This is a genomic window from Streptomyces sp. NPDC018693 (assembly GCF_044391385.1).
In the GTDB taxonomy this organism is placed as follows: domain Bacteria; phylum Actinomycetota; class Actinomycetes; order Streptomycetales; family Streptomycetaceae; genus Streptomyces.
In genome coordinates, this window is the sequence record NZ_JBIRZZ010000004.1 from 99,740 (window position 1) to 124,977 (window position 25,238).

Below are 25,238 nucleotides of genomic sequence, written 5' to 3' on the forward strand. Positions count from 1 at the left end.
TCATGCCGCAGCCCCACGCGTTCTCGCCCCGGTCACCCGACGGGGACGGCAGGACCGCGCTCGTCGCGCAGATCCTCACCCTCCTCGAACACTCGGTGTCGACATGGCAGTTGCCCGACACCGACTGGCAACAGCTCGACGGGCCCGTCGACGCGCTGACGGCCACGGGAGCCGACAGCGACGTCCCGACACTGCGCAGGGCGCTGGTACAGCTGCAACTCGCGGCGCCCGACCGCATCACCCCGGTGACCAGGACCGCGGCGGTCTCCGCACCCGCCCGACTCCGGGAGAGGGTCAACCACTTGGTGCACACGCTCCGGGGCGGCGCCGAGGGTTCCGCCCCCGACCACGCCCCGCGGTCCAGCGACGAGCCGCGCGGCGCCGGCTCCACCGGCGGCCAGTGAGGCCCTTCGCATGATCCGAACGACAGGCTCCAGCCGAGCCGGCGATCCCACGCACCATTGATGGTCCACCGTCACTGTCTGCCCGTACGTCGCAAGGCGCGACCACCCAGCATTCACAGCGGCCCAGTCCCGCAGTCGGCGGAGTGGAGCCAGGATGGTCCTGGCTCCACTCCGTGGTGCGGGTGTGTCACTGGAACTGTGCGAAGAACCTCCAGATCTCTGCCTTGGTCCAGGTGGCGACGCCGCTTTCGCCCGGGGAGCCGTCGACCGGACCGGGTATGTGGCCTCCGTCGAACGCGGCCCATTGGACCGGGTGGCCGGCGCGGCAGCCCGAGTAGGTCGTCGTGATGTGCGTTCGGCTGCCCGGCGCGGGCTCGCGCGGGCTCTGGGGAGTGCAGCCGTTGTTGCCGACGAATCTGTCGCGCAGGGACCGTCCTTGCGAGATGTTGAGGACGGAGTCGCTGATGCCGTGGATTCCGAAGTAGGCGATGGGCTGGGTGCCGCCGCTGCACCCGCTGATCTGGGCGCCGGCGATGACCGCGACGGCCCTGAAGACGTTCGCCCGGGCGCATGCGAGTGCGTAGCTCATGCCGCCGCCCCAGCTGAAGCCCGTGGCGAAACGCTGTGCCGGGTTGACGCAGAGGCCGCCCTCGATTCGCCGGATCATGTCGTCGACGAAGGTGACGTCCTCACCGCCCGCATTGGCCCAGCCGTTGCCGAGGCCCTGAGGGGCGACGAGGATCGCGGTGTTGTTCGACTGTTCTTGCTGGCCGTAGTAGGACCAGGCGTTCCCGCTCGTGCCGCCCGAGGCGACGTCGCCGGCGGTTCCGCCCCGCCAGTGGAACGCGAAGATCAGCCGGTAGGGGCGGCTGTTGTCGTAGTTGGCGGGAACCCTGAGGATGAAGCTGCGGCTCTTGCCGCCGCTCTGAATCGTGTGCGTACCGCTCGCCAGGGTCGGGGCGCTGCCACATCCGCCGCCGCCACCGGACGACAGCTTGACCATCTGCCATTGCTGGTTGGCGCCGCCCCAGTCGCTGTACTGGACGACGTTGCCGCCGTCGGCGGTGGAGGCGCCCTGCACCTCCACCGCCTTGCCGCTGTTGCGGTTGATCAGCCGGACGTGGCCCGCGTCGGAGTCGGCCAGGCGGAACTGCTGGTTGGTCCCGTTGCCGTCGGCCCACTGCTGGATCGCGGCACCGTCGGCGGTCGAGGCGCCGGCCACGTCGAGAACCTTGCCCGAATGCCGGGCCTTGAGCCGGTAGAAGCCGCCGCCGGAGTCCACGAACTGCCACTGCTGGTTGGCTCCGTCGTGGCGCGTCCACTGGCTGATCCGCGCGCCGTCGGTGGTGGACACGCCGGAGACGTCCAGCGCCTTGCCGCTGTTGCGATTGACCAGGACGTACCAGGCGTTGGTGTCCACCGCCGCAGCCTCGGCGGGCGCCGTCGTCGCCTGGGCGTGCCCAGTCATCGTCGCGACGAGCATGCCGGTCGCGAGGACCGCTGCCACCGCGGCGGTGAACCGGGACCACCAGCGATGTCCCGGTGGAGGGGCGGGGGGAGCCGCACCATGGGTCTTCATCGATCCACTCCTTCGTGTGTGGCAGGTCCCCTCAGGTGCGGGTCCAGCGTTGGTTGCTGCCGTTCCAGCAGGAGTAGAGCTGGATCAGGGTGCCGTTGGCGGTGCCGCTCGCGGCGGCGTCGAGGCAGAGCCCCGACTGGACGCCGACGATGGTGCCGTCGGAGGTGAAGCGCCATTTCTGGTTGTCGCCACCCCAGCAGCTGTAGATCTGGACTTTGGCGCCGTTGCCGGTGCCGGCGGCGTCCAGGCACTTGTTGCCGTAGACCCTGAGCTCGCCGGCGGCGGTGTACGTCCACTGCTGGTTGGTGCCGTTGTGGCAGTCCCACAGGTGGAGCTGGGTGCCGTCGGTGGTGCTGGTGCCGGGCACGTCCAGGCAGCGGCCCGAACCGACGCCCTTGATCTGTCCGGAATCCGAAGGGGGCGTGGAGGTGCCGCCGTTGAGTGCGTCGAGGACGGCGGTGTAGGCCGGCTTCTTGCTGCCGTTGCCGTTGAACAGCAGAGGCGTCTGCTCCGATCGCCAGGAGTCGGTGTCGCGCACACCCCACACGGTGATGCCGAGGCAGCGCGGGACTGCCAGGCAGTCGTTGGTCACGTTGGCGTAGGTCGTGGGCGAGGCGCCCTGGATGTCGAGTTCGGTGATGGCCACGTCGACGCCGAGGGCGGCGAAGCTCTGCAGGGTGGTGCGGAAGTTGCTGTTGTAGGGGCTGTTGTTGTTGAAGTGTGCCTGGAAGCCGACGCAGTCGATCGGCACGCCGCGCTGCTTGAAGTCCCGGACCATGGCGTACATGGCCTGGGTCTTGGCCCAGGTCCAGTTCTCGACGTTGTAGTCGTTGTAGCAGAGCTTGGCGGCCGGGTCGGCGGCGCGCGCGGTGCGGAAGGCGACCTCGATCCAGTCGTTGCCGGTGCGCTGCAGGTTGGAGTCGCGCCGGGCTCCCGAACTGCCGTCGGCGAAAGCCTCGTTCACGACGTCCCACTGGACGATCTTGCCCCTGTAGTGGCGCATCACGCCGTTGATGTGGTCGATCATGGCCTGGCGCAGCGCGCTGCCGCTGAGGGCCTGCATCCAGCCGGGCTGCTGGGAGTGCCAGGCCAGCGTGTGGCCGCGCACCTGCTTGCCGTTCTGCACCGCCCAGTTGTAGACGCGGTCACCGGCGGCGAAGTTGAACTGGCCCCGCTGGGGTTCGGTGGCGTCGATCTTCATCTCGTTCTCGGCCGTCACCGAGTTGAACTCGCGGGCCGCGATCGTCGTGTACGCCGAGTCGCCCAGCCTGCCCGAGGCGATGGCGGTGCCGAAGTAGCGACCGCTCTGTGCCGCCGCGGCGCCGAGCGTGGTCTCCGCGGCCTGTGCGCCCGGCGGCGCGACCAGTGCGCCGGCCACACCGAGGACGCCGATGAACAGCGCTGTCAGCAGACCGCGGAGCCTCCGGCGGACGGCGGGTGGGGGGATGGCATACGAACCCATGACTGTGCCTCCAGGGTAGAAATCACGGAAGGACTGAAGTGCGGCGGAACGGTCTCGACCGGCCCGGACAGCACCCGGTCGGCCTCCGATGTCCCCCGGGTTCCTCCCGGCGGCGGTGTTTCGACAGAGGCATGGGGGTACTCCATCGCGGCTCAGCCGGGGGACCGCCACGCGGCGTCGCGTACCTCTCCAACTGCGCGACGAGCCGGGATGCGCTGGCGCGAACCTCACCGGAACGTAAACGGGGTGGCGCGGGTGCTGTGGTGCGCGGATCTGTCGTGCAGCACAGATTGCTCACGGCCACAGCTGTCCGGAATCCCGAACTGTGACCGGCGTCTCAGACAGGGATGATTGAGGGATTGACGGTGGATCGTCAACACTCCTCACAGAAGAAATTTCCGTTCGTTGTCCGAAACTTTCGAGACCCCGGCCTTGAGCGGCCTCGAGGCGGCGAGGGGCATGGTTTCCGGTCGGAGGACGACTCCTCAGGCGCAGGAGAGGCGCTGTTTACGGACAGATCGGCGCCATACCTTGACCGGGAGGCCCCGCATTCCTACCTTGTGGCGTCAAAGAGTCCGAGAAGTTTCCGTAAGTTTTCCGACTGAACTGACGGCCGGAGACCTCTCTCATCTCGGTCCACGGCGAACTGCACCGGCTTGAGCACCCAGAGCACCAACTCTTCGGCATATGCGGCCGCCTTCGCACCTGTGCCGTCCCTGACCCCCCGGGGGCGGCCGCTCCGCGGTTCATCGGGTCAATTCCCCCCCGCCCCCCAGAAAAGGAGGCCCTCTGATGTGGCTTCGCCGTCCGTCCCCGCTCCTCGTGAGACGACTGCTCGCCGTCCTTGCGCCCTTGCTGCTCGTGGCCACCTTCCTCGGCGCCCAGCCCGCCGCCGCGGCGACCGTCGACCCCAACGCCTCGTATGTGCTGGTCAACCGCAACAGCGGCAAGGCCCTGGACGTCTACAACCTTGCGACCAGCGACGGCGCCCGCATCACCCAGTGGACCAGGAACGATCAGAACCAGCAGCAGTGGCAGTTCGTCGACTCCGGAGGCGGCTACTACCGCATCAAGTCCCGCCACTCCGGCAAGGTCCTGGACGTCCACAACTGGTCCACCGCGAACGGCGGCGCGATCGTCCAGTGGGCCGACTTGAACGGCACCAACCAGCAGTGGCGGCTGGCCGACAGCTCGGACGGCTACGTGAGGTTGATTTCGCGCCACAGCAACAAGGCCCTCGAAGTGCAGGGTGCCTCCACCGCCGACAACGCGAACATCGTCCAGTACGACGACTGGGGCGGCGCCAACCAGCAGTGGCAGCTCGTCAAGGTCGGTTCCGGCACCCCGGGCACGTGCGAACTCCCCTCGACGTACCGCTGGTCGTCCACGGGCGCACTGGCACAGCCCAAGCCCGAATGGGCCTCGCTCAAGGACTTCACCGTCGCTCGCCACAACGGCAAGCAGGTCGTCTACGCGACGACCCACGGGGCCGCGGGGACGGGCAAGGCATGGGGCGCGATGAACTTCACCCCGTTCACCAACTGGCCGGAGATGGGCACGGCCGGCCAGAACACGCTGTCGTTCACCGCCGTCGCACCCTCGCTCTTCTACTTCGCGCCGAAGAACATCTGGGTGCTTGCCTACCAGTGGGGCGGTTCCTCCTTCTCGTACCGGACGTCGAGTGATCCCTCCAACCCGAACGGCTGGTCCTCGGAGCAGGTGCTCTTCACCGGCAGGATCGCCGACTCCGGAACCGGCCCCATCGACCACACGCTGATCGCCGACGGGTCGAACATGTACCTGTTCTTCGCCGGCGACAACGGCAAGATCTACCGGGCGAGCATGCCGATCGGGAACTTCCCCGGCAGCTTCGGCTCGTCGTACACGACGATCATGAGCGACACCGTGAAGAACCTGTTCGAGGCCCCGCAGGTCTACAAGCTCCAGGGCCAGAACAAGTACCTCATGATCGTCGAGGCCCGGGGGGCGAACGAGCACCGCTACTTCCGCTCGTTCACAGCCACGAGTCTGAACGGCTCATGGACACCCCAGGCCGCGACCGAGAGCAATCCCTTCGCCGGCAAGGCCAACAGCGGCGCCACCTGGACCAACGACATCAGCCACGGCGAACTGCTCCGCACCAGCCCCGATCAGACCATGACCGTCGATCCCTGCAACCTGCAGTTGCTCTACCAGGGACGCAGCCCCAACTCCGGCGGCGACTACGGTCTCCTCCCCTACCGTCCGGGCCTGCTGACACTGCAGCGCTGACGGCGTGACTCGGATCCGGCTCCGGCATGGAGCCGGCGTGGCGGGCTCGGCGGTAGGCCGAGCCCGCCAGGTCACGCGACAACGTCAGGACTCATACGGCGACGGAGCGCCGGGGGGGGGAGCAATGCTCACCGGTCCGAGGGGCATCCCGCGGCGATGGCCGCGGTGGGAGCGACGCCGGCGTGCGCGGGCGATCAACGAGGTCAGGGCCTTCGCGCTTTCAGCGGTCGCCGCTGAGGCCGGTCGTCACCAGGTGTGGGCCACATCGACCACCAGGCGGTCGGGCAGCTGGATCACCCGGAACGGCAGCCGGGCCCGGACGCCGAGACCGACCTGTGTCTCGCCCTCGAAGCTGCCGGCGAACCGGGTGTCCCTGAAGGTGCTGTAGCCGGCGATGTTCACACCGGGCAGGGGGCGGGCCACCTGTCCCGGGTACACGGGGGTGCCGGTGTTCGGGTCGTAACTCGGGGCGGCCACACGGATCTCGAGGACGGCCCCGCCCCCGACCGGGATGTAGTCCCCCGAACCGACCTGGTGGAGGCGGTCGACGTACCTGACGTAGTACCCGATGTTCGCGCCGCCGGGGACGTCGAACACCATACGGTCGAAGCAGTCGTGCCGACCGGTCCTGATGTTCTGCAGTGGCGCGGCGCCGGTGGCCACACCACTCTTGACGCCGCTGCCCCAGCCCGTGGGGCAGGCCGTGGCGGCTGCCGTGGTCGCCTGTGCGGCGCCCGCGGTGGTCGCCCCCGCTGCCAGCACGGTGCCCGCGAGAACGAGTGCCGCTGCCGCCGCTCCCATGCGTCGCATGATGGTCCTCCCTTGGTCGCGTACCGCCGATGTGGGTAAGACGACCGGGTGGGGCGGAAGGTTGTAACGGCCTGCCCGGGGGAACGCCGGACCTCCGGCCGAAGAACCGGACGAACCTCAGGACGCGTGCTCACAGCGTTCTCCGGGTGAATTACTACTTGCCGGTAAACGCGCGCGAGTTGAGCGTGGGGCCGGGCGTGCTGACAGACTGCCTGTCCATGAGCGGACAGGAGAGCGGGCAGCGTGGCGTCGGCGCGGGTGTGACCCTCGGGTTGCTGGCAGCGTGGGCGGCGCACGATGCGGAGGAAGTGGTCCTGGTGCCGCGGTGGACACGCTCTCGGGTGCCCGAGCTGCGGGAACGTTTTCCGCAGGTACCGGATCGGATATGGCGGCGTCTGGAGTCCATCGACGAGCGCGAGTTCGCGACCGCCGTCGCCGGAATGGCCGTCGTGGTGGCCGCAGCGGCGGCCGACGGGTACCGCACCGGCGGGCGCTCTGCCTTCTATCAGGGGGCCCTCAACGGATTTGGGCTGCATGCTCTGGTGCATCTGGGGCAGGCCGCCGTGGTCCGCGGGTACACGCCGGGCTCGGCCACCTCGCCGTTGGTGGTCATTCCCTTCACGCTCTGGGCCCGCGGCCGGCTGCGGCGGGCTGGGGTGCTGCACCCGACCCGTCCCCGCGACATCGTGCAGGGCCTCGCGTTGACCGCGGCTGCCACGGTCGGGACGCATGTGATGGCGCGACGGGCTGTCGGCCGGAACCGAACGCCGTCCCGGACTTGACCACCTGGGCGGGGATTCACCGCAGCGCGCAGGTCAGGTCAGCGAAGCGCTGCGGGCCCGGAGACGAAGCGGGCGAACTCCTCGGCGGCACCCCGTGGCAGGTGGGTGACCGCTGCCTGAGGCAAGGCCGCGATCACGGTCCGCAGTCGGGCGCCGAGTTCTGGCAGCGGGGTCCAGGCGGAGGCAGGGGCGCTGACGGCGGCGAGCAGCAGGTCGCCCTCGTAGAAACAGGCGTCGAGCAACGGGTCCTCGATCAGCAGGCGCGCTGCGAGCGGAAGGACGTGAGGCAGCGCCACCCGCTGTGCGAGGAGCGTGCGCAGCGCCGCCGGATCGAGTTCGCCCAGAGGTACGCGCCGCAACTCATGCACGGTGCGCACCAAGTGGGTCGCGTCGGCGGGAGCGGGCGCCCACCGGGGCGGGTCCAGTTCGTCGAGCGTGCGGTCGAGGTGCAGCAGATGATCCACGGGTTCATTCTCGGACGGTGCCGTCACCAGCCGATCGGCAGGCCGGCGATGAACGACGTCAGCCGGTCGGCGATGAGCCGGTCGTCGCGGGCCGAGTAGTGCCAGTGGCAGCCGAGGAAGTCCAGGCCCGAGTCGTCGAGGAACCAGGAGCGGACCCGGCTGTCGCCGGCGTCGTTGCGCGCCTTGACCACCTGCTGGACATGGCCGGCGTACTGGCCGGCGCCGACCGCCACGATGGTCGTGTCGGCCCCGTAGCGTGTCCGCAGTTTCTGGAGGAAGTCGCCGTAGGCGGTGCGGTAGGCGGCCGCGAGGCTGTCGGTCGTCCACGGCTCACCGGGCTTGACGGCGGTCGAGAAGTCGTTGGCGCCGAGGTTGACCACCACCAGCTGAGGGCGCCAGGTGCCCGGGTTCTGCCAGACGTCGCCGGACACGTTCAGCAGGGCGCGGTCGTAGTAGGTCCGGTACGTGGTGCCCGGTGAGTGTCCGTCGTAGTTGCGTACCATGCCGAGGCCCGAGTAGCCGTTGATCTGGTAGTCGGCGTTCAGTTGGCGGGCGGTGAGGGCGCCGTAGCCGACGTCGGTGTTGGTGGTCCGCCTGACCTGGTCCGCGGTGCAGTCGCGGGAGGTCGAGAGGTTGCCGTAGCCCACGGTGAGGGAGTCCCCGATGAACTCGATCTGGCGGGTGCGGGCGGCCGGCTTGCTCAGTACGGCACCTCCGGGCGCGGCGACGAAGCCGCCGAACACGCTGGTGTCCCCCGGGGTGTCGTTGCGCTTGACGAGCCGGACGGTGTGCGTGCGGTCCTGGAGGCCGTTGATCCAGTGCGTGGTGTCGCCGGGCGTGACGAGCGTGGTGACGGTGGATCCGTCGATCTGGACGTCGTAGTCGGCGGCCGAGTCGTTGAGTACGATGCCCACGCCGGTGCCCCTGACCGTGCCCTCGAAGTACACGCCGGGCCAGCTGTACTGCACGGTGTTCCCGGTGTCCTTGACCCGCCCCGCGGTGTGGACCTGCGCCAGTACTCCCGTCGCGCGGACCAGTCGCCACTGCTGGTTGGCGCCGCCCCAGTCGGTGTACTGGACGACCTTGGCGCCGTCCGCGGTGGAGGCGTTCTGGACCTCGACGGCCTTGCCGCTGCTGCGGCTGATCAGACGGATGTGGCCGTCGGGTGAGTCGGCCGGCCGGAACTGCTGGTTGGGGCCGCCCGTGTCGCTCCACTGCACGAGGTCCGCGCCGTCGGCCGTGCTCGCACCGGACACGTCGAGCAGCTTGCCGGAGTGCTGTGCCTTGAGCCGGTAGTAGCCGCCGCCGGAGTCGACGAACTGGAACCGCTGGTTGGCCCCGTCGTGACGGGCCCACTGCTGGACGGACGCGCCGTCGGCCGTGCTTCCTCCCGACACGTCGAGCGCCTTGCCGCTGGCCCGGTTGACCAGCACGTACCAGGCGTTGAGGTCCACGGTGGCCGCGTGCGCCGGGCCTGCGGCGCCCAGCGCGGTCAGGAGCGCCGCCAGCAGGGCGGTCACCGCCGTGAGCGCCGCGGTTCGCCTCGGCCCGGCGCCCGTACGCAGCATGCGCATGTCCCTCATCCCTTCCTCTCCTTCACTGGTCGTAGCGGAGGTCGGTCGTCGCGCACCCCGCGATGCCGGTGTGCACGGTTCCGTCGGGGCCGCCGATCCGCAGCCGCCAGGAGTGCGGACTGTCGGTCGTGACGTGGAGGCGGTCTCCCTCTCGGTGGAGGTCGAAGCGGGCCGTCTCGCCGGGGCCGTCGGTGCGGGGGATCACGACCGTGCGACGGGCACCGTCCGCGAAGGCGTGCAGCCGCAGTTCGACGCCGTCCGCCCAGGCGGAGACCGGACGCTGGTCGTCGGCGGCGAGGGGGATCACGGAGTCGGGGCGGGCCAGCAGCGGCAGGGTGTGGAAGCCGTGCTGCTCACGCACCCAGCGGGGGCCGGTGACAGGTGCGCCGGTGAGGATGTTGGTCCACGTTCCCTCGGGCACGTAGTACTCGACCGTGCCGTCGTCGGTGAGGACAGGGGCGACGAGCAGGTCGTCCCCGAGCATGTACTGCCGGTCGAGCAGTGCGGCGGTGGGGTCCTCGGGGAACTCCAGGACCATGGCCCGCATGACGGGGACGCCGGTGGTGTGGGCCTGCTGGGCGGCACGCTGGAGGTAGGGGGCGAGGCGGTGCTTGAGGAGGGTGAACTCGCGGGTGACCTCGACGGCTTCCTCGCCGTAGTCCCAGGGGACGCGGTAGGACCCGCTGCCGTGCAGGCGGCTGTGCGAGGAGAGCAGACCGAACTGCACCCAGCGTTTGAAGACGGTCGGTGTCGGGGTGCCTTCGAAGCCGCCGATGTCATGGCTCCAGAACCCGAACCCGGACAGGCCCAGGGAGAGGCCGCCGCGCAGTGACTCGGCCATGGCGTTGAAGTGGGAGTCGCAGTCGCCGCCCCAGTGGACCGGGTACTGCTGGCCGCCGGCGGTGGCCGAGCGGGCGAACAGCATCGCCTCGCCCTCGCCGCGCTCGGTGCGCAGCAGGTCGAAGACGGCCTGGTTGTAGAGGTGGGTGTAGTAGTTGTGCATCCGTTCCGGGTCGGAGCCGTCGTGCCAGACGACGTCGGTGGGGATGCGTTCGCCGAAGTCGGTCTTGAAGCAGTCCACGCCCTGGGCGAGCAGGGTGCGCAGTTTGCCGGTGTACCAGTCGCGGGCGACCGGGTCGGTGAAGTCGACCAGGGCCATGCCCGGTTGCCACAGGTCCCACTGCCACACGCTGCCGTCGGGGCGGCGTACGAGGTGGCCCTCGCGCATGCCCTCCTCGAACAGCTCCGACTTCTGGGCGATGTAGGGGTTGATCCAGGCGCAGACGCGCAGTCCCCGCTCCTTGAGCCGGGCCAGCATGCCCGCCGGGTCGGGGAAGGTGTCGGTGTCCCACGCGAAGTCGCACCACTGGTAGCCGCGCATCCAGAAGCAGTCGAAGTGGAACACGCTCAGCGGGATGCCGCGCTCGGCCATGCCGTCGATGAAGCGGCCCACGGTCGCCTCGTCGTAGTCGGTCGTGAACGACGTGCTCAGCCACAGGCCCAGGGCCCAGGCCGGCGGCAGGGCCGGGCGGCCGGTGAGCGCGGTGTAGCGCTCCAGGACCTGCTTGGGGGTCGGGCCGTACACGACGAAGTACTCCAGCGACTGGTCCTCGACGCTGAACTGGACCTGGCCGACCGACTCGGAGCCGATCTCGTAGCTGACCTTGCCGGGGTGGTTCACGAAGACGCCGTATCCACGGTTGGTCAGGTGGAACGGGATGTTCTTGTACGCCTGTTCACTGCTGGTGCCGCCGTCGGCCTGCCAGATGTCCACCGCTTGCCCGTTCTTGACGAACGGGGTGAACCGCTCACCCAGTCCGTAGACCAGTTCGCCCACTCCCAGGGCGAGTTGGCCGACCATGTGGTGCCGTCCCCCGGCGTCGGTGACGAAGCCGGTGCCGCGCTCACCGGCGGAGGTGAGCACGTGTCCGTCGGCGGTGAACTCCAGTCGCCAGGGCTGCTCCGTGTCCACCCGCAGGGTCAGGTCGCCGGAGGACAGCTCCAGCACGGCCCCGTCCCGGCGCACCTTGCCGGCGTCCCCGCCCGCGCCGGGCAGCGCGAACTCCGGTCCCCGGCGGGCCGATCCGGCGTGGTGGGTGGTCCGCACGCCGATGACCCCCTCGGCCGGGGACCAGCACTCCACGGTCAGCAGCGGGCTGTTGAGGGTCTGCCCGCGGCGGCTCACCCGTTTCACGGGCGCGTACAGGGTCATCCGGTGGTCGTCGGCGCGGAGGTCGGCGACCTCGGCGGCATAGCGGGCGGTGCAGCCCGGACGCATCAGCCAGTAGCCGTCCGTGAACTTCATCGGGCAGGTTCCTCCGTCCGCGCGCGGTGCGCGGTGATCAGGCCCCGGTACCAGTGGTAGCTGTCCTTGGGGGTGCGGGTCAGGGTGTCGTAGTCGATGTGGACCAGGCCGAAGCGCTGGTCGTAGCCTCGCGCCCACTCGAAGTTGTCCAGCAGCGACCAGGCGTAGTAGCCGCGTACGTCCACCCCGGCGGCGACGGCGTCGGCCACGGCGGCGAGGTGGTCGGCCAGGAAGGCGATGCGGTCGGGGTCGTGGACGCGGCCGTCGGGCGAGACCGTGTCGGCCTCCGCGGAGCCGTTCTCGGTGATCCAGATCGGCGGCAGCCGCGGGTGGCGACCATGGAGTTCGCGGAGCAGCTCGGTGAGGGCGGACGGGACGACCGGCCAGCCCATGGTGGTGTGCCGGGTGCCGTACGGGTCCCGTTCGGCCACGCCGATGTCCACGGCGGTGCGGTGCTCGGGGTCGGCCACGCGGTGCGGGGCGGCGGTCACGGTGAGGGGCCGGTAGAAGTTGACGCCGAGGAAGTCCAGCGGAGTGCCGATCAGGTCCAGGTCGCCCGGCAGCCGCCAGGGGCCGTCGGCGAGCCCCGCCCAGGTCTCGGCCTCGTGCCGAGGGTAGCGGCCGGCGAAGAGGGGTTCCGTCCAGATGTCGTTGTGCAGGACCTCGGCACGGCGCAGGGCCGCCAGGTCCTCGGGCCGGTCGGAGGCGGCGTGGATACGGTCCAGGTTGAGGGTGATGCCGATTTCCCCGGCGCCCGCGGCGCGCAGGGCTCGTACGGCGAGGCCATGGCCGACGAGCAGGTGGTGGGCGGCGGCCAGGGCACCCCGTCCCTCCTGTGTGCCGGGGGCGTGACGGCCTTCGGCGTGGCCGGTGAAGGCGGAGCAGTAGGGCTCGTTGAGGGTGATCCAGCGTTCGACCCGGTCGCCGTAGCGGTCGGCGGCGAGCGCCGCGTACGCCGCGAACGCCTCGGCGGTGTCGCGGACCCGCCAGCCGCCGCGGTCTTCGAGGGCCTGGGGGAGGTCCCAGTGGTAGAGGGTGACGGCGGGTGCGACACCGGCGGCCAGCAGGTCGTCGATGAGGCGGTCGTAGAAGTCCAGGCCCTTGGTGTTGACCGGGCCGCTGCCCTGGGGCAGCAGGCGCGGCCAGGCGATCGAGAACCGGTAGCCGTCGACGCCGAGTTCACGCAGCAGCGCGACGTCCTCGCGGTGGCGGTGGTAGTGGTCCGCGGCCGTGTCGCCGGTGGCACCCGCGTGGGTGCGCCCGGGGGTGTGGCTGAAGGTGTCCCAGATGGACGGGCCCCGGCCGTCCTCGTCGTGCGCGCCCTCGATCTGGTAGGCGGAGGTGGCCGCGCCGAAGCGGAATCCGGCCGGCAGCTGCGGGAGGGGCGGGGTGTTCACGGGGCACCGCCGTCCTGACCACGGGCGTCATCGGTCGCGGCGAAACGGAAGGAGGCCAGCCGGAAGTCGCCGTGGAGGGTGAGGGACACGTCGTGGCGGCCCTCGCCCCGGGCCGCCGTCACGGCGGTCACGGTGGTCCACGCGTAGAGGTCGCCGGTGACCGGTACGTCGATGTCGGCCAGGAGCCGATCCGCCGCCCGCACCTCCAGCCGCGCCTCGACCGGGCCGCCGGCCGTGCGCGCGACCTCGGCCTCGAAGCGGGAGGCGCCCGTCAGGTCCGCGGAGCGGAACAGCAGCGTCGCGGGGTGAGCGAGATCCGCCGGGGCGACGGCATCGCCCGTGGCGCGGGTGGCGTCGACCAGGGTGACGCCGGTGTGGTCGTCGAAGTCGACGGCGCGGGTACGCCGGTCCACCAGGGCACGCGGTGCCGGTGCGGTACCGCTGACGGTGAGCGGGGCGGTGAGGACGATGTCCTCGGCCGAGCGGGCGACGAGCACCTCGTAGTGGCCGGGATCGACGGTGAAGGCGCCCGCGGCGACGTCCCAGTGCGCCAGTCGCTCGGCGGGGAGGCGGAAGGTCACCTCCTGGCTCTGCCCGGGGTCGAGCCGCACCTTGCGGAAGTCCGCGAGCCGGAGCCGGGGCGCCTCGTAGCGGGCGTCGACCGCCCGGACGTAGAGCTGGACCACCTCACTGCCGGGCCGTGTGCCCGTGCCGGTCAGGGTCACCGAGACGTCCACCGCCCCGTCCTGGGCCATGACCGGCGCGGACAGCCGCAGGTCGCGGTGGGCGAACTCGGTGTACGACAGGCCGTGGCCGAAGGGGTAGAGAGGTGCGGCCCGGTGGTACTGGTACGTCCAGCCCGCCTTGATGATGTCGTAGTCGAGCGGGTGCGGCAGCGGGTCGTCGCCCCGGTACCAGGTCTGCGGCAGCCGGCCGGCGGGGTCGGCCGCGCCGAGCAGGACGTCGGCCAGCGCGCGGCCGGTCTCCTGTCCGCCGTGGGAGGTCCACAGCACGGCGGGCAGGTGCGCGTCGGCCCAGTCGACCGCGTAGGGGTAGCTGCTCATCACGACGAGCGCGGTCTTTGGGCGGACGGCGGCGACCTCCCGCAGCAGAGCCTGCTGGGTCTCGGGCAGGGCGGTTCCGGTACGGTCCTCGGTCTCGCGGCCGTTGATCATCGGGTGGTTGCCGAGGACGACGATCGCCACGTCGGCCTGCTCGGCCGCGGCCCGTGCCTCGGCCGCGCCGTCGCGCAGGAGTTCGCGGTGCCAGCGCTCGGCCGTCCCGGGGGTCTCGGCGGTGACACGCACCCGACCGTCGGCGGGATCGAGGGCGGCGTAGCGGCCGGTGCGCACGTGGCGGAGCAGCACCGTGTCGCCCTCGCCGTCCGGGGCGGGTTCCAGAAGGAAGGTCTCGTCGACGAACCAGGTCTTGAGCAGGACGCGCTCCGTGACGAGCGAGGCGTCGTCGCCGACGCCGAGGTAGCGGACGGTGGCGGTGTCGCGCAGGGTGAGGACGCCGTCGCCCCATTCCTGGACGTCGAACTCGCCCAGCGGCTCGGCGGAGGAGCGGGAGAGCAGCCTGACGCGGTCGGCGCCCGACACACAGGAGACCTCGCCGTTCCCTCCGAGCGCGCCCTTCAGGCCGGTTGCGACGCCGATCCGGTACGGCGGGGTGCCGCTGTACCAGTCCTCGTACACCGTGTCGGCGTGCGGCCCGATGACGGCGATCCGTGGTGCGCGACGCGGGTCGAGGGGCAGCAGGCCGTCGTTCTTGAGCAGCACCACCGACTCGGTCGCGGCGCGCAGGGCCAGGGCTCGGTGCTCGGGGCTGTCGACCACCTCCGGGCCGATTCCGGCGTACGGGTCGAGGTCGGGGTCGAACTCGCCGAGCCGGAAGCGGAGGTGCAGCTGGCGGCGCACCGCCCGGTTCACGTCCTCCTCCTCGATCAGTCCGCGCTCCAGCGCCTGGCGCAGCCGGCCGATCACGGTCGCGCTGTCCTCGCGGTGGTCGGTGAAGCTGTCGATGCCGGCCTTCAGCGCGGCGGCGTGGGAGGTGGCGTGGTCCTCGAAGTAGTGCTGCGGGTCCACCAGGTTGCTGGGGGCTCCCTCGTCGCTGACCACGAACAGTTCGTGGCCGGTGTGCCGCGCCCAGCGGCGCAGTTCGTCCTCGATGAGCGGACTGATGTGGCAGGGGCGGCCGTTGACCAGGTTGTAGGCGGCCATGGCGCCGGTGGCCGCGCCGGAGGCGATGATCGGGCGGAAGGCGGCCAGGTCGTATTCGTGCAGCACGCGCGGGCGCAGGCCGGAGGAGGTGACGCTGCGGCCGTTCTCGTTGTTGTAGGCGAGGAAGTGCTTGAGCACCGGGGCCGCGCGCAGGAAGTCGGGATGGTCGCCGGCCAGGCCCTGGCAGTAGGCGGTACCGAGGCGCGCGGTGTGCAGCGGGTCCTCGGAGTAGCCCTCCTCGCCTCGGCCCCATCTCGGGTCGCGCAGCAGGTTCACCACGGGCGCCCAGGTCTGCAGGCTGTTGGTGCCGGATGTTGTCGAGGTCGGCCGGTGCCGGTGGAAGGCGCGCACCTCGGCCGAGACCGCCTCTGCGACGGTCCGCACGAGTTCCTCGTCCCATGACGCGCCCAGCCCGACGGCCTGGGGAAAGACGGTCGCCACCCCCAGCCAGGACACGCCGTGCAGCGCCTCAGTTCCGGTGCGGAACGAGGCGATGCCCAGGCGCGGGACGGCCGGGGCGTACTGGTGCAGCAGGGCGAGCCGCTCGTCAAGGGTGAGCCGTTCCAGCAGGTCGTCGACGCGTTTGTCCCGGGGAAGCGCGGGGTCGCGAAAGGGCGGCGGGGTGGGGGCGGAGGACGGAGAAGCCACGAAACGGATCCCTCTGCAGACGGGTGCGAAAGTCGGTTGGAGGCGAGTTGTCGAAGCGCATCGACGCTGCCATTGACCCGGCACGCTGTCAATGGAACCTGCAGAAGGAAACTTTCTCTGGTTCCAGACTCTTGTTTCGCAGGAAAAAAGTCCGTTAACTTCCCCTGCCAAGTGAAGCGCTTCGACAGTGCGAACTGGGGGAGGGCCGCCACATGCACCGGCGTGCTCACCGGCGCGATCAAGGGCTAGGAGGGCGGCGGCACTCGGGGACCACCGCCCACCCGGCCACCCGCCCACCCGGCCACCCGTGAAATTCGCCTGCCCCTGCCATGAAAGGAAACCGCAGTTGCCGAACCAGCACCGGGCCGCCCCCGTCATCCCCGGCTTCCACCCGGACCCGAGCATCTGCCGGGTCGGCGACGACTACTACCTCGCTTGCTCCAGCTTCGAGTACTTCCCCGGCGTACCCCTCTTCCACAGCCGCGACCTGGTGCACTGGACGCAGATCGGCAACGTCCTGGACCGGCCGGAGCAACTGCGCCTGCCGGCCGACATGTCGTCCTCCGGAGGCATCTACGCCCCCACTCTGCGCCACCACGAGGGACGCTTCTGGCTGATCGTCACCAACGCCAGCGAGGGCGGCGGCAATTTCCTCGTAACCGCGACCGACCCGGCCGGCCCCTGGTCGGATCCCATCCGGGCGCCGGGCGTCCCCGGCATCGATCCCGACCTGGCCTGGGACGAGGACGGCACCTGCTGGTGCACGGTCGCCGGGGTCGCGCAGGTCCGCATCGACCCGTCCACCGGAGAGACGTACGGCACTCCGCACAGGCTCTGGTCGGGCAAGCCCGGCGCCAAGGCCCCGGAGGCGCCGCACCTGTACCGGATCGGCGAGTACTGGTACCTGCTCATCGCGGAGGGCGGCACCGAACGCGGCCACGCCGTGTCGATCGCCCGCGCACGGACCCCGAACGGCCCGTTCGAGCCGTGCCCCGCCAACCCGGTCCTCACCCACCGGGGCACCGACCACCCCGTGCAGAACACCGGCCACGCGGACCTGGTCCAGGGCCCCGACGGCTCCTGGTGGATGGTCCTGCTCGGCGTACGGCCGGGCGGCGGCACCCCCGGCTGGCACGTGCTCGGCCGGGAGACCTTCCTGGCCCCCGTGACCTGGGAGGAGGGCTGGCCGGTCGTCGGCGAGGTGGCCCCGGACCCCGCCTCGCTCCCCTGGCCGCTCTCCCCCGGCCCGGTCCAGGAGCGGCGGGACGACTTCGAGCTCACCGAACTGGCCCCGTCCTGGATCTCCGTGCGGGACCGTCCCGCCGAGCACTGCACCACCAAGGAACGCCCCGGATGGCTGACGCTCCGCGCGCGGGGCAGCTCCCTGGACGAACCCGACGTGGTGTTCACCGGCCGCCGCCAGCAGCACCTCACCTGCCGGGCCCGCGCTCTGATCGACCCGTCCGAGGGACGCGGCGGCCTCGCCGTCCGGCTCGACGAGCGGCACCACTACGCGATCGAGGCGACCGGGACGGACGTACGGGTGATCGCGCGCGTCGGTGACCTGCGCACGGTCGTGGCCGAAGGGCCCGTGCCCGCCGGGCCGGTGGTGCTCGGTGTCACGGTCTCCGAGCCCCCTTCGCTCGGCCCGTGCACCGGACCCGACGTCGTCTCCTTCGGCGTCGAGCAGCCCGACGGAACGTTCACCGAACTCGCGGCGCTCGACGGCCGCTATCTGTCCACCGAGGTCGCCGGCGGCTTCACCGGCCGGGTCATCGGCCTGTACGCGGCGGAAGGCATCGTGCACTTCGACTGGTTCGACCTCGAACCGGTCGAACCCACCCGTACGCCCGACCGAGAGAGGAACAGCACGTGACAGCCACGCAACGCAGAAGTCGTCGCGGTCGCGGTCCAGGACGCCTGGCCGGCCTCCTGATGACGCTGATCGTCATGCTGGGACTGGCAGGCGGCACCTCGACCGCCGCGGCCGACGACACGGCGGAGTCGACGAAGTCCGTCAGGGTTCCGGCCCGTGCCATGGACGTCGTGGCCGCGATGCAGCCGAGCTGGAACCTGGGCAACACCCTGGACGCCATCCCCCACGAGACGAACTGGGGCAACCCGAAGGCCGCCAGGGAACTGTTCACCGCCATCCGGGCGGAGGGTTTCCGCAGCGTCCGGGTCCCGGTGACCTGGTCCGACCACCAGTCCGCCACCGCGCCCTACACCGTCGACGCCGCGTACATGAGCCGCGTCAAGGAGGTCGTCGACTGGGCGCTCGACGAGGGCCTGTACGTCGTGCTCAACGTGCACCACGACTCGTGGCAGTGGATCGACGAGATGCCCGCCAACCATGACGCAGTGCTGGCCCGCTTCAACTCCACCTGGACCCAGATCTCCCGGACGTTCCGCGACGAGCCGCGCACGCTGCTCTTCGAGAGCGTCAACGAGCCGCAGTTCGAGAACGCCACGGCCGAGCAGAAGGCCAAGCTCCTGAACGAGCTGAACACCTCCTTCCACAAGATCGTCCGCGACTCGGGCGGCGGGAACACCGACCGCCTGCTCGTGCTGCCCACGGACGGGTGCACGCCCGCCCAGAACCTCATGGACGACCTGTACACCACGATCAAGTCGCTGAACGACCGCAACCTGGTCGCCACCGTGCACTACTACAGCTGGTACCCGTTCAGCATCAACATCGCGGGCGGCACCCACTACGACGAGGTCGCCCAGAACGACCTGAACGACGCCTTCGCCCGCATGCGCGACACGTTCGTCGCCAGGAACATTCCCGTCTACCTCGGTGAGTACGGTCTGCTCGGCTACCCCGACCACAACCATCCCTCCCGTGTCGAGCGGGGCGAGGCGCTGAAGTACTACGAGCACTTCGGACACGCGGCGCGCCTCGCCGGAGTCACCACCGCGCTGTGGGACCCCGGAACCTGGGCCTACCTGAACCGGGAGACCCTGAAGTGGACGGACCCCGCCCTGATGGACTGGATCAAGTCCAGCTGGACCACCCGTTCGGGAACGGCCTCCTTCGACAGGGTCTACGTGCCGAAGTCGGAGCCGATCACGGCCAAGGGCCTCACCCTGTATCTGAACGGCACCAAGTTCCGGGGCCTGTGGCACGGCACGACCAGGCTCGTCGAGGGACGCGACTACACCCTCTTCGACAAGACGCGGCTCGTCCTCACAGCCGACGCGCTGACCCGGCTGACCGGCGACCGCGAGTACGGGGTGAACGCCACGCTCGAGGCCCGGTTCTCCCGGGGACTGCCCTGGCGGATCGAGGTGGTCACCTACGACGACCCGGTGCTGTCCGACGCCACGGGCAGGACCGACGCGTTCGCCATCCCCACGCAGTACAACGGTGACACGGTGGCAGCCATGGAGGCCAGGTACGGCGACGGCAGCAACGCCGGCCAGACCGACTGGACCCCGTACCAGGAGTTCAACAACTCCTTCCGGCCGGACTACCCGAACGGCACGATCATCCTGACCCCCGAGTTCCTGGACTCACTGCGCGACGGCGAACTGGTGACACTGACCTTCCACTTCTACAGCGGCAAGAAGGTCATGTATCACGTCAAGAAGTCCGGAGACTCGGTCACCGGCACGGTCGTCTGACCGGCCCTCCCCTCCCTCCGGCCGCCCGCTCCCCCGGGCGGCCGGAGCACATCCGTCCGTCGCCCGGCGGCCTCACTCCGCCTTCGGCGGATCCGTGCTCTCCCGGACGGTGAGAGTGGTCGCGATCTCCAGACCCGTCTGCGGCACCTCCTCGCCCCGGCCGAGCGCCAGGGCCAGCTCGATGGCGGCCCCCGCCATCTCGGCCGGCGGCTGATGGACGGTGGTCAGCGGCGGATCCATCCACGCCACGGCGGTCGCTCGTCCTCGGTGAGCTGGGCCACCGACAGAACGGCCTGGGGCCGCCGCTCCACCGTGTCGTCGATGGTCCACCCGCTCGACACCGCGGATGATCTCCACGGACCACATGTGGTCCAGCTCGCGGAACACCAGCTCCACCACATTGCTGCGGCTCTTGGGGGGCTTGCGGTAGCCGTGCTGGTGGATCAGCTGCTCGACGCGGGCCCGGGTCTCGTCCGAGACCCCGGACCTGCCGTTGAGGACCTTCGACACTCGGGACGAGACGCCTGCGGACTCGGCGATGTACGCGACCGTCACCGAAGCGGGCCCGGTGCGACGCTCACCCCGGTCGTCCGCCGAGGGTCCTTCCGATCGGTTGTCCGGCACGGTCGCCTTTCCCCATCCCTCGACTGCCGCCGTCCACACGGCCGATGTCGAGGCGCTTCAACTCGGGCTTCCCGCGTTCGCGCACCGCGCCGGACGACGGGTGGACCGGCGAGGGAGCAGTACCGGCCGCACGAGCCTGCGCCGGTCCACGCCGCTGCGTGCGTTGATGACGGCGATCAGCAGGTCGACGGCCTCGGCTCCCACCTGGTCCGGGCGGAGGCTGAGCGTGGTGACGGGCGGGGACGTCCGCTCGTAGTCGGGATCCTCGCTGACGCACGCCACCAGCAGATCCCGTGGCACCCGAAGACCGTGGTGCCGGGCGGCGGCGAGGATGGTGTGGCCGGAGTCGGAGTACACGCCGACGACCGCGTCCGGTCGCGGCTCCCGGGCGAGCAGCCGGCCGACCGCGTCCTGTTCGGCCGCGAAGTAGTCGGGCGTGGAGGCGTACTCCTCGGTGAGGGCGGGCCTGCCGTGTTCGTCGCACCAGGCCCGGTAGGCGTGTGCGATCAGGCGCGGGTAGGCGTCGTCGTGCAGGGGCTGGGAGAGCCCGATCCGCCGGGCGCCGCGCTCCGCGAGGTGGTCGAGCAGGAGGCGCAGGCCCGCCTCGTGGTCGGCGTCCACCCACGCGTCGTACCAGTGCGGCCGGGGCGGCCGGCCCTCGCTGATCATCGGGATGCCCCGCTCCCGCAGCACGGCGCGCACCGGGTCGTCGGCGCGCGGTCCGACGTGGATGACCCCGTCCATGGGGGTGTTGAGCCACATCCAGGGTTGCATCGAGCTCGGCATCACCATGAGCAGATAGCCCCGCTCGTGGGCCGCCGCCATCGCGCCCAGCGTGAGCTGCGCGTAGTACGGGATCTCGGTGTAGGGGACGGGAAGGTCGCCGTACGTCGTCATGGTCAGGCCGAGCACTCCGGTGGCACCTCGGGCCAGGGCACGGGCCGTGCCGATCGGGGCGTAGCCGAGGTCGCGGGCGGCGGCGAGGACGCGCTGCCTGGTCGCCTCGGAGAGCCGTCCGGTGCCGTTGAGCGCGTTGGACACCGTGGCCGTGGACACCCCGGCGCGTGCGGCGACGGCGCCCAGGGTGGGACGCCGCCAGGCCCGCGAGCTGTTCATGCGCACCCCAACTGCCTTGCCACCGCTTGTGGTTAAGAAGTTAATCACGCAGCGTACCGGCGACGGCGGCCAGGACCGGCCGCCGGGTGAGGAGTGATCTGATGCCAGATGTGTCCGACGGCAGGCCCGAGGGGCGCGCGGGTGGCGCGCTGCACCGGCGGACGCTGCCGGCCACGGCCGGGACGGGCGCCCTCGCGGTGGCCGGTACCGGTACGGCCGCCCGGGCCACGACCGGGCGGTCCCCGGTGCGGGTGGCCACCATGGTGGTGAACGGGCGGGTGCTCACCGGAACCCATGGCGGCGCCCGGGCTCAGGCGGTGGCCCTCGGCAGCGACGGGAACATTCTCGCGGTGGGTTCCGACGCGGACATGTGCCGGCGCATCGGCCCGCACACGGTCGTCGTCGACGCCGAAGGCGGCACGGTCATGCCGGGCATCCAGGACGGGCACATGCACCCGCTCGGGGCAGCCGTGCAGTCTCTGAACCCGTCGTTACGCAATGAGAGCATGACGGTGCCCCGGTTCCGCGCCCGGCTGCAGGAGATGCTGGACGCGACGGCGGCGCAGGAGCCGGACGGCTGGCTTGAGGTGACCGATTGGAACCCGGTCGGGCTGCTGCCCTCGGGGACGGTGGCCGACAGGACGCTGCTCGACTCGCTGAACACCTCTCGCCCGATCTACTTGCAGGGTTCGGACTTCCACAACAGCCTCGTCAACAGCAGGGCGCTGGCCCTCGCGGGAGTCGACCGCACCACCGCCGACCCGGCGGGCGGACAGATCGTCCGCGACGGCGGCGGGGAGCCGACCGGACTGCTCAAGGACGACGCACAGGGCCTCGTCTCCCGGGTGATTCCTCCACCGAGTCCTGATCTGCTCGAAGGCGCCTTCGTCAGGATGGCCGACACGCTGCTGGCCTCCGGCATCACGTCCTTCCTCGACGCCGCCAGCAGTGAGGACAGCCTCACGACCTATGCCGACCTCATCACGAGGGGCCTGTTGCCCCAGCACATCACCCCCGCGCTGCTGATCGACACCGAACTCGCCAAGCAGCCCCGGGCCGCGGCGGAGTTCCTGCGCGACGTGCGGCGCCGCCATACCGGGCCGGACACCCTGCGGCTGACCACGGCGAAGGTGTTCCTCGACGGCGTGATGGAGTTCCCGGCGCAGAGCGGCGCCCTGCTGGATCCGTACCTGGACGCCTCGGGCAGGCCGACCGATCACCGCGGCGACCTGCACGTCGGCGACCGGGACTACCGGGCGCTCGTCGCCGCTCTGGACGCGGACGGCTGGCAGATGCACGCGCACGCCCTCGGCGACCGTGCCGTACGCACGGCCCTCGACGCCTACGAGGCCGTCGCCCGCACCGGCCGCCGCGCGGGACGGCACACCATCGCGCACCTCCAACTGGTCCACCCCGACGACTACGGGCGCTTCGCCCGGGCCGGAGTGGTGGCGAGCATGCAGTTGCAGTGGGCGGCGTCCACCACGTTCACGCGGGACGCGCTGCGGCCCTACATCGGGCCGGAGCGGTACGCGCGCCTGTACCCCGCCCGCAGTCTCGCCCGGGCGGGGGCCTGGCTGGCCGGCGGCTCGGACTGGCCGGTCGACCCGCTGGCCCCCTTCACCCAGATCGCCACCGCGATCGACCGCAGCGACCCTGAGCTGAACGAGCCGCCGCTGGGCGCCGACGAGGGTCTGACCCGGACCCAGTCGCTGCTCATGCACACCACGGGCGCGGCACGCCAGCTGCACGACGACGTCTCGGGAGCCATACGCCCGGGCTGGCGGGCCGATCTCGTCGTCCTGGACCGGGACATCACCAAGGCGCCGGTGCGGGAGATCCGCGCCGCCGGGGTCCGGTACACACTCATCTCCGGACACGTGGTCCACGACGCCGGATCGCACACGGGGCGCGTCCGCGTCGAGGCGGCGCGGCACATGGGTGTGCTGGGCACGGGCCGGACGCCGGGCGGTTCCTGCTGCCGAGGGCACTGACCCGCCGGGGCACCGGCCCGTCAGCTCGCGGGCGTCGGGCCGAGCTTCTCGAAGAAGAACTCGTGCTTGAGGAAGGAGACGTCGTACTCGTGGCCGTGCTGCGGCGGCAGCAGCTGGGACGCCTGGAACAGGCGCCACCCGTCGTGCAGCGCGGCGAGCCCGGTCGGGTAGGGCGGCTCGTCGCTGTCCCCGGTCGTCGGACTCGTCCGGCCCGTCCCGTCGTACCGGGACCAGCCCACGACGTGGGAGTCGAGCGCCGACGACGCGAGATAGAGGACCAGGACCTGCTGCCTCATGCGGGGCTCCTCAGGGTCGGCCGGTTGCTGACGCGCGTGACCCAGTAGTCGATGTCGAACGAGTCGTCGCCGGTCAGGGCCCGCCACAGCAGGACCCGGTTGTAGATCTCCAGTCGGGCGGTGGCCCCCTCGTACCAGGGGAAGTACGTGTTGAGTTCCGCGGTCACGGCCGGGTCGCGCAGGTCGGAGGTGTCCCAGAGGCGGACCTGCGGCACGGTGGGGTTGAGGCGGAGTTTGTACATGTAGCGACGGCGCGCGGTGTCGTTGCGGCGGCCGCCGTGCCAGATGCCGTGGTGCACCAGGACGACCGTGCCGGCCGGGCAGGTCAGCCGTGTCTGCCCCCTGAGGTTCTGGACACGGCCGATGTCCGTCTCGTTGATCCTGCGCAGATGGCTTCCGGGCACGCTGAGCGTGCCGCCCATCTCGGCCGTCACCTCGTGCGGGTAGTACATGAGCTGGATGTCGAACGCGTCGGGCCGTACGTCGATGATCGCGTCCCCGTGGAGGTTCTGCGCCTGTCCCTCGTTCGGCTCACGCACATGCACGGCATGGTGGTCGACGGTCGGCTCGGGGCCGACCAGGCTCTGCACGGCGCCGGCGACGGCCGGCAGGGCGAGCAGCTCATGGACGAAGGTGTCGGGCGCGAACGCCCCGCCCAGCGGGGTGCCGTAGGACACCTCCGGCAGGCCGTCGGCCAAGGTGGCGACGGCCCGTTCGTTGATCTCTTGCGGGACCACCCCGTCCAGGCGCAGAAATCCCTGCGCGACGAAGCGCGCCACCTGAACGGATGTCAGGAGTTGCTTGCTGGTTGGCATGCGACGAACGTACGTGTCCCGTCCCGCTCGGTCGTGGGCGGAAATCGTCCACTGCTGGTAATTTTCCGTCCTCGTGAAGCTCGTAACGCTACGGCTCGACGGGCCGCCCGTCGTGGTCGACGCCGGCATCGCGGTGCACGGCGTCTCCACCGCGCACGACGTCTTCCGGCTGCCCGACCTGTGGCAGCTGCACCTCTACAACTACTCGGGCGAGCTCTCTCTCGGGCAGTCGCTCCATCCCATCCGGCCCGGTCATGTCAGCCTGGTGCCGCCGAACACGGAGGTGCACTTTCACTACCGGGGCAGATCGGAGCACTTCTACGTCCATCTGCGGCTGCACGACGGCGGAGCCGCTCGGGTGGTCCCGGTGATGCAGGACGCGGCGGCCGAGAGCCCACGCCTCGCCGATCTGCTCCGACACGCCGTGACGGCCGTGCCGACGTCTCCCGCGCGGGCATCCGCCCAGGTCTGGGCCGCTCTGTGGCGCATCGCCGAGCTGCCGAGCGGCGAGGGAGCCGGGCGCCGCCATCCTTTCGTGGCCGCCGCACAGGCATATGTCGAGGAGCATCTGGCCGGACCACTGTCCGTACCGGACGTGGCCCGCGCCGTCGGGATCTCCCACACGCACCTGACGCGCGTGTTCCGTGCCGAGACCGGCCTCACGGTCGTGTCGTACATCCGGCGCCGACGCCTCCAGCGCGCCCGCCATCTCCTGCTGTCCTCCACTCTGTCCATCACCGCCGTCGCCGCGGCCGTGGGCATCGCCGACCTGCAGGCGTTCAACAAGGCGTGCCGCCGCGAGCTCGGGGCGAGCCCGCGTGACGTACGGGCGGCCGGGGGGTGAG

General features: G+C 70.7%; 19 protein-coding genes. 7 read left to right on the top strand and 12 right to left on the bottom strand.

Annotated features, from left to right (window positions below; translation table 11 throughout):
* The first annotated feature begins 2 nt into the window (after positions 1-2).
* Positions 3-404 (top strand): CATRA system-associated protein, encoded by a 402-nt coding sequence (locus ACH5AC_RS12515; RefSeq protein WP_398861721.1) that lies wholly within the window; start codon positions 3-5, stop codon positions 402-404.
* Positions 405-591: 187 nt separating this feature from the next.
* Here ACH5AC_RS12515 and ACH5AC_RS12520 read toward each other — a convergent pair whose 3' ends face one another.
* Together ACH5AC_RS12520 and ACH5AC_RS12525 are read right to left on the bottom strand one after the other, a co-directional pair.
* On the bottom strand, positions 592-1,983 hold the full coding sequence (locus ACH5AC_RS12520; protein ID WP_398861722.1) for an RICIN domain-containing protein: 1,392 nt from the start codon (positions 1,981-1,983) through the stop codon (positions 592-594).
* A gap of 31 nt (positions 1,984-2,014) precedes the next feature.
* A complete protein-coding gene (locus ACH5AC_RS12525; RefSeq protein WP_398861723.1) occupies positions 2,015-3,445 on the bottom strand; it encodes an endo-1,4-beta-xylanase in 1,431 nt (476 codons plus the stop codon).
* A gap of 792 nt (positions 3,446-4,237) precedes the next feature.
* On the opposite strand from ACH5AC_RS12525, the gene ACH5AC_RS12530 reads away from it, so the two are divergent.
* A complete protein-coding gene (locus tag ACH5AC_RS12530) occupies positions 4,238-5,716 on the top strand; it encodes a non-reducing end alpha-L-arabinofuranosidase family hydrolase (RefSeq protein ID WP_398861724.1) in 1,479 nt (492 codons plus the stop codon).
* Positions 5,717-5,962: 246 nt separating this feature from the next.
* Here ACH5AC_RS12530 and ACH5AC_RS12535 read toward each other — a convergent pair whose 3' ends face one another.
* Complete coding sequence (locus tag ACH5AC_RS12535; RefSeq protein ID WP_398861725.1) at positions 5,963-6,526, bottom strand: hypothetical protein; 564 nt, start codon at positions 6,524-6,526, stop codon at positions 5,963-5,965.
* A gap of 218 nt (positions 6,527-6,744) precedes the next feature.
* On the opposite strand from ACH5AC_RS12535, the gene ACH5AC_RS12540 reads away from it, so the two are divergent.
* On the top strand, positions 6,745-7,308 hold the full coding sequence (locus ACH5AC_RS12540; RefSeq protein ID WP_398862198.1) for an HXXEE domain-containing protein: 564 nt from the start codon (positions 6,745-6,747) through the stop codon (positions 7,306-7,308).
* 38 nt (positions 7,309-7,346) lie between these two features.
* On the opposite strand, the gene ACH5AC_RS12545 is transcribed toward ACH5AC_RS12540, so the two are convergent.
* The 5 genes from ACH5AC_RS12545 to ACH5AC_RS12565 are packed head-to-tail and all read right to left on the bottom strand — an operon-like array spanning position 7,347 to position 15,918.
* Complete coding sequence (locus tag ACH5AC_RS12545) at positions 7,347-7,772, bottom strand: contact-dependent growth inhibition system immunity protein (protein WP_398861726.1); 426 nt, start codon at positions 7,770-7,772, stop codon at positions 7,347-7,349.
* A gap of 23 nt (positions 7,773-7,795) precedes the next feature.
* Entirely contained in the window at positions 7,796-9,346 is a 1,551-nt protein-coding gene (locus ACH5AC_RS12550) for an RICIN domain-containing protein (RefSeq protein WP_398862199.1), read from the bottom strand.
* 22 nt (positions 9,347-9,368) lie between these two features.
* Complete coding sequence (yicI, locus tag ACH5AC_RS12555) at positions 9,369-11,651, bottom strand: alpha-xylosidase (protein ID WP_398861727.1); 2,283 nt, start codon at positions 11,649-11,651, stop codon at positions 9,369-9,371.
* Positions 11,648-13,048 carry a GH1 family beta-glucosidase gene (locus ACH5AC_RS12560; protein WP_398861728.1) on the bottom strand — a complete coding sequence of 467 codons (1,401 nt, stop codon included), beginning with the start codon at positions 13,046-13,048 and terminating at the stop codon, positions 11,648-11,650. Before ACH5AC_RS12560 ends, yicI begins: the two co-directional genes overlap by 4 nt.
* Complete coding sequence (locus tag ACH5AC_RS12565; RefSeq protein WP_398861729.1) at positions 13,045-15,918, bottom strand: glycoside hydrolase family 3 C-terminal domain-containing protein; 2,874 nt, start codon at positions 15,916-15,918, stop codon at positions 13,045-13,047. The genes ACH5AC_RS12560 and ACH5AC_RS12565 overlap by 4 nt, the downstream gene beginning before the upstream one ends.
* 346 nt (positions 15,919-16,264) lie before the next feature.
* Between ACH5AC_RS12565 and ACH5AC_RS12570 the strand changes: the two genes are divergently transcribed.
* Together ACH5AC_RS12570 and ACH5AC_RS12575 are read left to right on the top strand one after the other, a co-directional pair.
* Positions 16,265-17,794: a glycoside hydrolase family 43 protein gene (locus ACH5AC_RS12570; protein ID WP_398861730.1), complete on the top strand. Its 1,530-nt coding sequence runs from the start codon at positions 16,265-16,267 to the stop codon at positions 17,792-17,794.
* A 74-nt stretch (positions 17,795-17,868) separates the two neighbouring features.
* Positions 17,869-19,548 carry a cellulase family glycosylhydrolase gene (locus ACH5AC_RS12575; RefSeq protein WP_398861731.1) on the top strand — a complete coding sequence of 560 codons (1,680 nt, stop codon included), beginning with the start codon at positions 17,869-17,871 and terminating at the stop codon, positions 19,546-19,548.
* A 72-nt stretch (positions 19,549-19,620) separates the two neighbouring features.
* Here ACH5AC_RS12575 and ACH5AC_RS12580 read toward each other — a convergent pair whose 3' ends face one another.
* Both ACH5AC_RS12580 and ACH5AC_RS12585 read right to left on the bottom strand, forming a co-directional pair.
* Positions 19,621-20,172 carry a LacI family DNA-binding transcriptional regulator gene (locus ACH5AC_RS12580; RefSeq protein WP_398861732.1) on the bottom strand — a complete coding sequence of 184 codons (552 nt, stop codon included), beginning with the start codon at positions 20,170-20,172 and terminating at the stop codon, positions 19,621-19,623.
* A gap of 57 nt (positions 20,173-20,229) precedes the next feature.
* Positions 20,230-21,288: a LacI family DNA-binding transcriptional regulator gene (locus ACH5AC_RS12585; protein WP_398861733.1), complete on the bottom strand. Its 1,059-nt coding sequence runs from the start codon at positions 21,286-21,288 to the stop codon at positions 20,230-20,232.
* A gap of 101 nt (positions 21,289-21,389) precedes the next feature.
* Here ACH5AC_RS12585 and ACH5AC_RS12590 point away from each other — a divergent pair, with 101 nt between their 5' ends.
* Positions 21,390-23,282: an amidohydrolase gene (locus tag ACH5AC_RS12590; RefSeq protein WP_398861734.1), complete on the top strand. Its 1,893-nt coding sequence runs from the start codon at positions 21,390-21,392 to the stop codon at positions 23,280-23,282.
* A gap of 20 nt (positions 23,283-23,302) precedes the next feature.
* On the opposite strand, the gene ACH5AC_RS12595 is transcribed toward ACH5AC_RS12590, so the two are convergent.
* Together ACH5AC_RS12595 and ACH5AC_RS12600 are read right to left on the bottom strand one after the other, a co-directional pair.
* Positions 23,303-23,578, bottom strand: coding sequence for a hypothetical protein (locus tag ACH5AC_RS12595; protein ID WP_398861735.1), 276 nt, complete (start codon positions 23,576-23,578; stop codon positions 23,303-23,305).
* Positions 23,575-24,393: a phytanoyl-CoA dioxygenase family protein gene (locus ACH5AC_RS12600; RefSeq protein WP_398861736.1), complete on the bottom strand. Its 819-nt coding sequence runs from the start codon at positions 24,391-24,393 to the stop codon at positions 23,575-23,577. Before ACH5AC_RS12600 ends, ACH5AC_RS12595 begins: the two co-directional genes overlap by 4 nt.
* 73 nt (positions 24,394-24,466) lie before the next feature.
* Between ACH5AC_RS12600 and ACH5AC_RS12605 the strand changes: the two genes are divergently transcribed.
* Positions 24,467-25,237, top strand: a complete 771-nt coding sequence (locus tag ACH5AC_RS12605; RefSeq protein WP_398861737.1) for a helix-turn-helix domain-containing protein — start codon at positions 24,467-24,469, stop codon at positions 25,235-25,237.
* The last annotated feature ends 1 nt before the right edge of the window (position 25,238 follow it).

What these genes read in the sequence shown, in the direction of transcription:
- ACH5AC_RS12530 (WP_398861724.1), top strand. Translation starts at nt 4,238, where the DNA reads ATGTGGCTTCGCCGTCCGTCCCCGCTCCTCGTGAGACGACTGCTCGCC.
- ACH5AC_RS12590 (WP_398861734.1), top strand. Translation starts at nt 21,390, where the DNA reads ATGCCAGATGTGTCCGACGGCAGGCCCGAGGGGCGCGCGGGTGGCGCG.
- ACH5AC_RS12595 (WP_398861735.1), bottom strand. Translation starts at nt 23,578, where the DNA reads ATGAGGCAGCAGGTCCTGGTCCTCTATCTCGCGTCGTCGGCGCTCGAC.
- ACH5AC_RS12535 (WP_398861725.1), bottom strand. Translation starts at nt 6,526, where the DNA reads ATGCGACGCATGGGAGCGGCGGCAGCGGCACTCGTTCTCGCGGGCACC.
- ACH5AC_RS12600 (WP_398861736.1), bottom strand. Translation starts at nt 24,393, where the DNA reads ATGCCAACCAGCAAGCAACTCCTGACATCCGTTCAGGTGGCGCGCTTC.
- ACH5AC_RS12550 (WP_398862199.1), bottom strand. Translation starts at nt 9,346, where the DNA reads ATGCGCATGCTGCGTACGGGCGCCGGGCCGAGGCGAACCGCGGCGCTC.
- yicI (WP_398861727.1), bottom strand. Translation starts at nt 11,651, where the DNA reads ATGAAGTTCACGGACGGCTACTGGCTGATGCGTCCGGGCTGCACCGCC.
- ACH5AC_RS12520 (WP_398861722.1), bottom strand. Translation starts at nt 1,983, where the DNA reads ATGAAGACCCATGGTGCGGCTCCCCCCGCCCCTCCACCGGGACATCGC.
- ACH5AC_RS12585 (WP_398861733.1), bottom strand. Translation starts at nt 21,288, where the DNA reads ATGAACAGCTCGCGGGCCTGGCGGCGTCCCACCCTGGGCGCCGTCGCC.
- ACH5AC_RS12540 (WP_398862198.1), top strand. Translation starts at nt 6,745, where the DNA reads ATGAGCGGACAGGAGAGCGGGCAGCGTGGCGTCGGCGCGGGTGTGACC.
- ACH5AC_RS12575 (WP_398861731.1), top strand. Translation starts at nt 17,869, where the DNA reads ATGCTGGGACTGGCAGGCGGCACCTCGACCGCCGCGGCCGACGACACG.
- ACH5AC_RS12525 (WP_398861723.1), bottom strand. Translation starts at nt 3,445, where the DNA reads ATGGGTTCGTATGCCATCCCCCCACCCGCCGTCCGCCGGAGGCTCCGC.
- ACH5AC_RS12515 (WP_398861721.1), top strand. Translation starts at nt 3, where the DNA reads ATGCCGCAGCCCCACGCGTTCTCGCCCCGGTCACCCGACGGGGACGGC.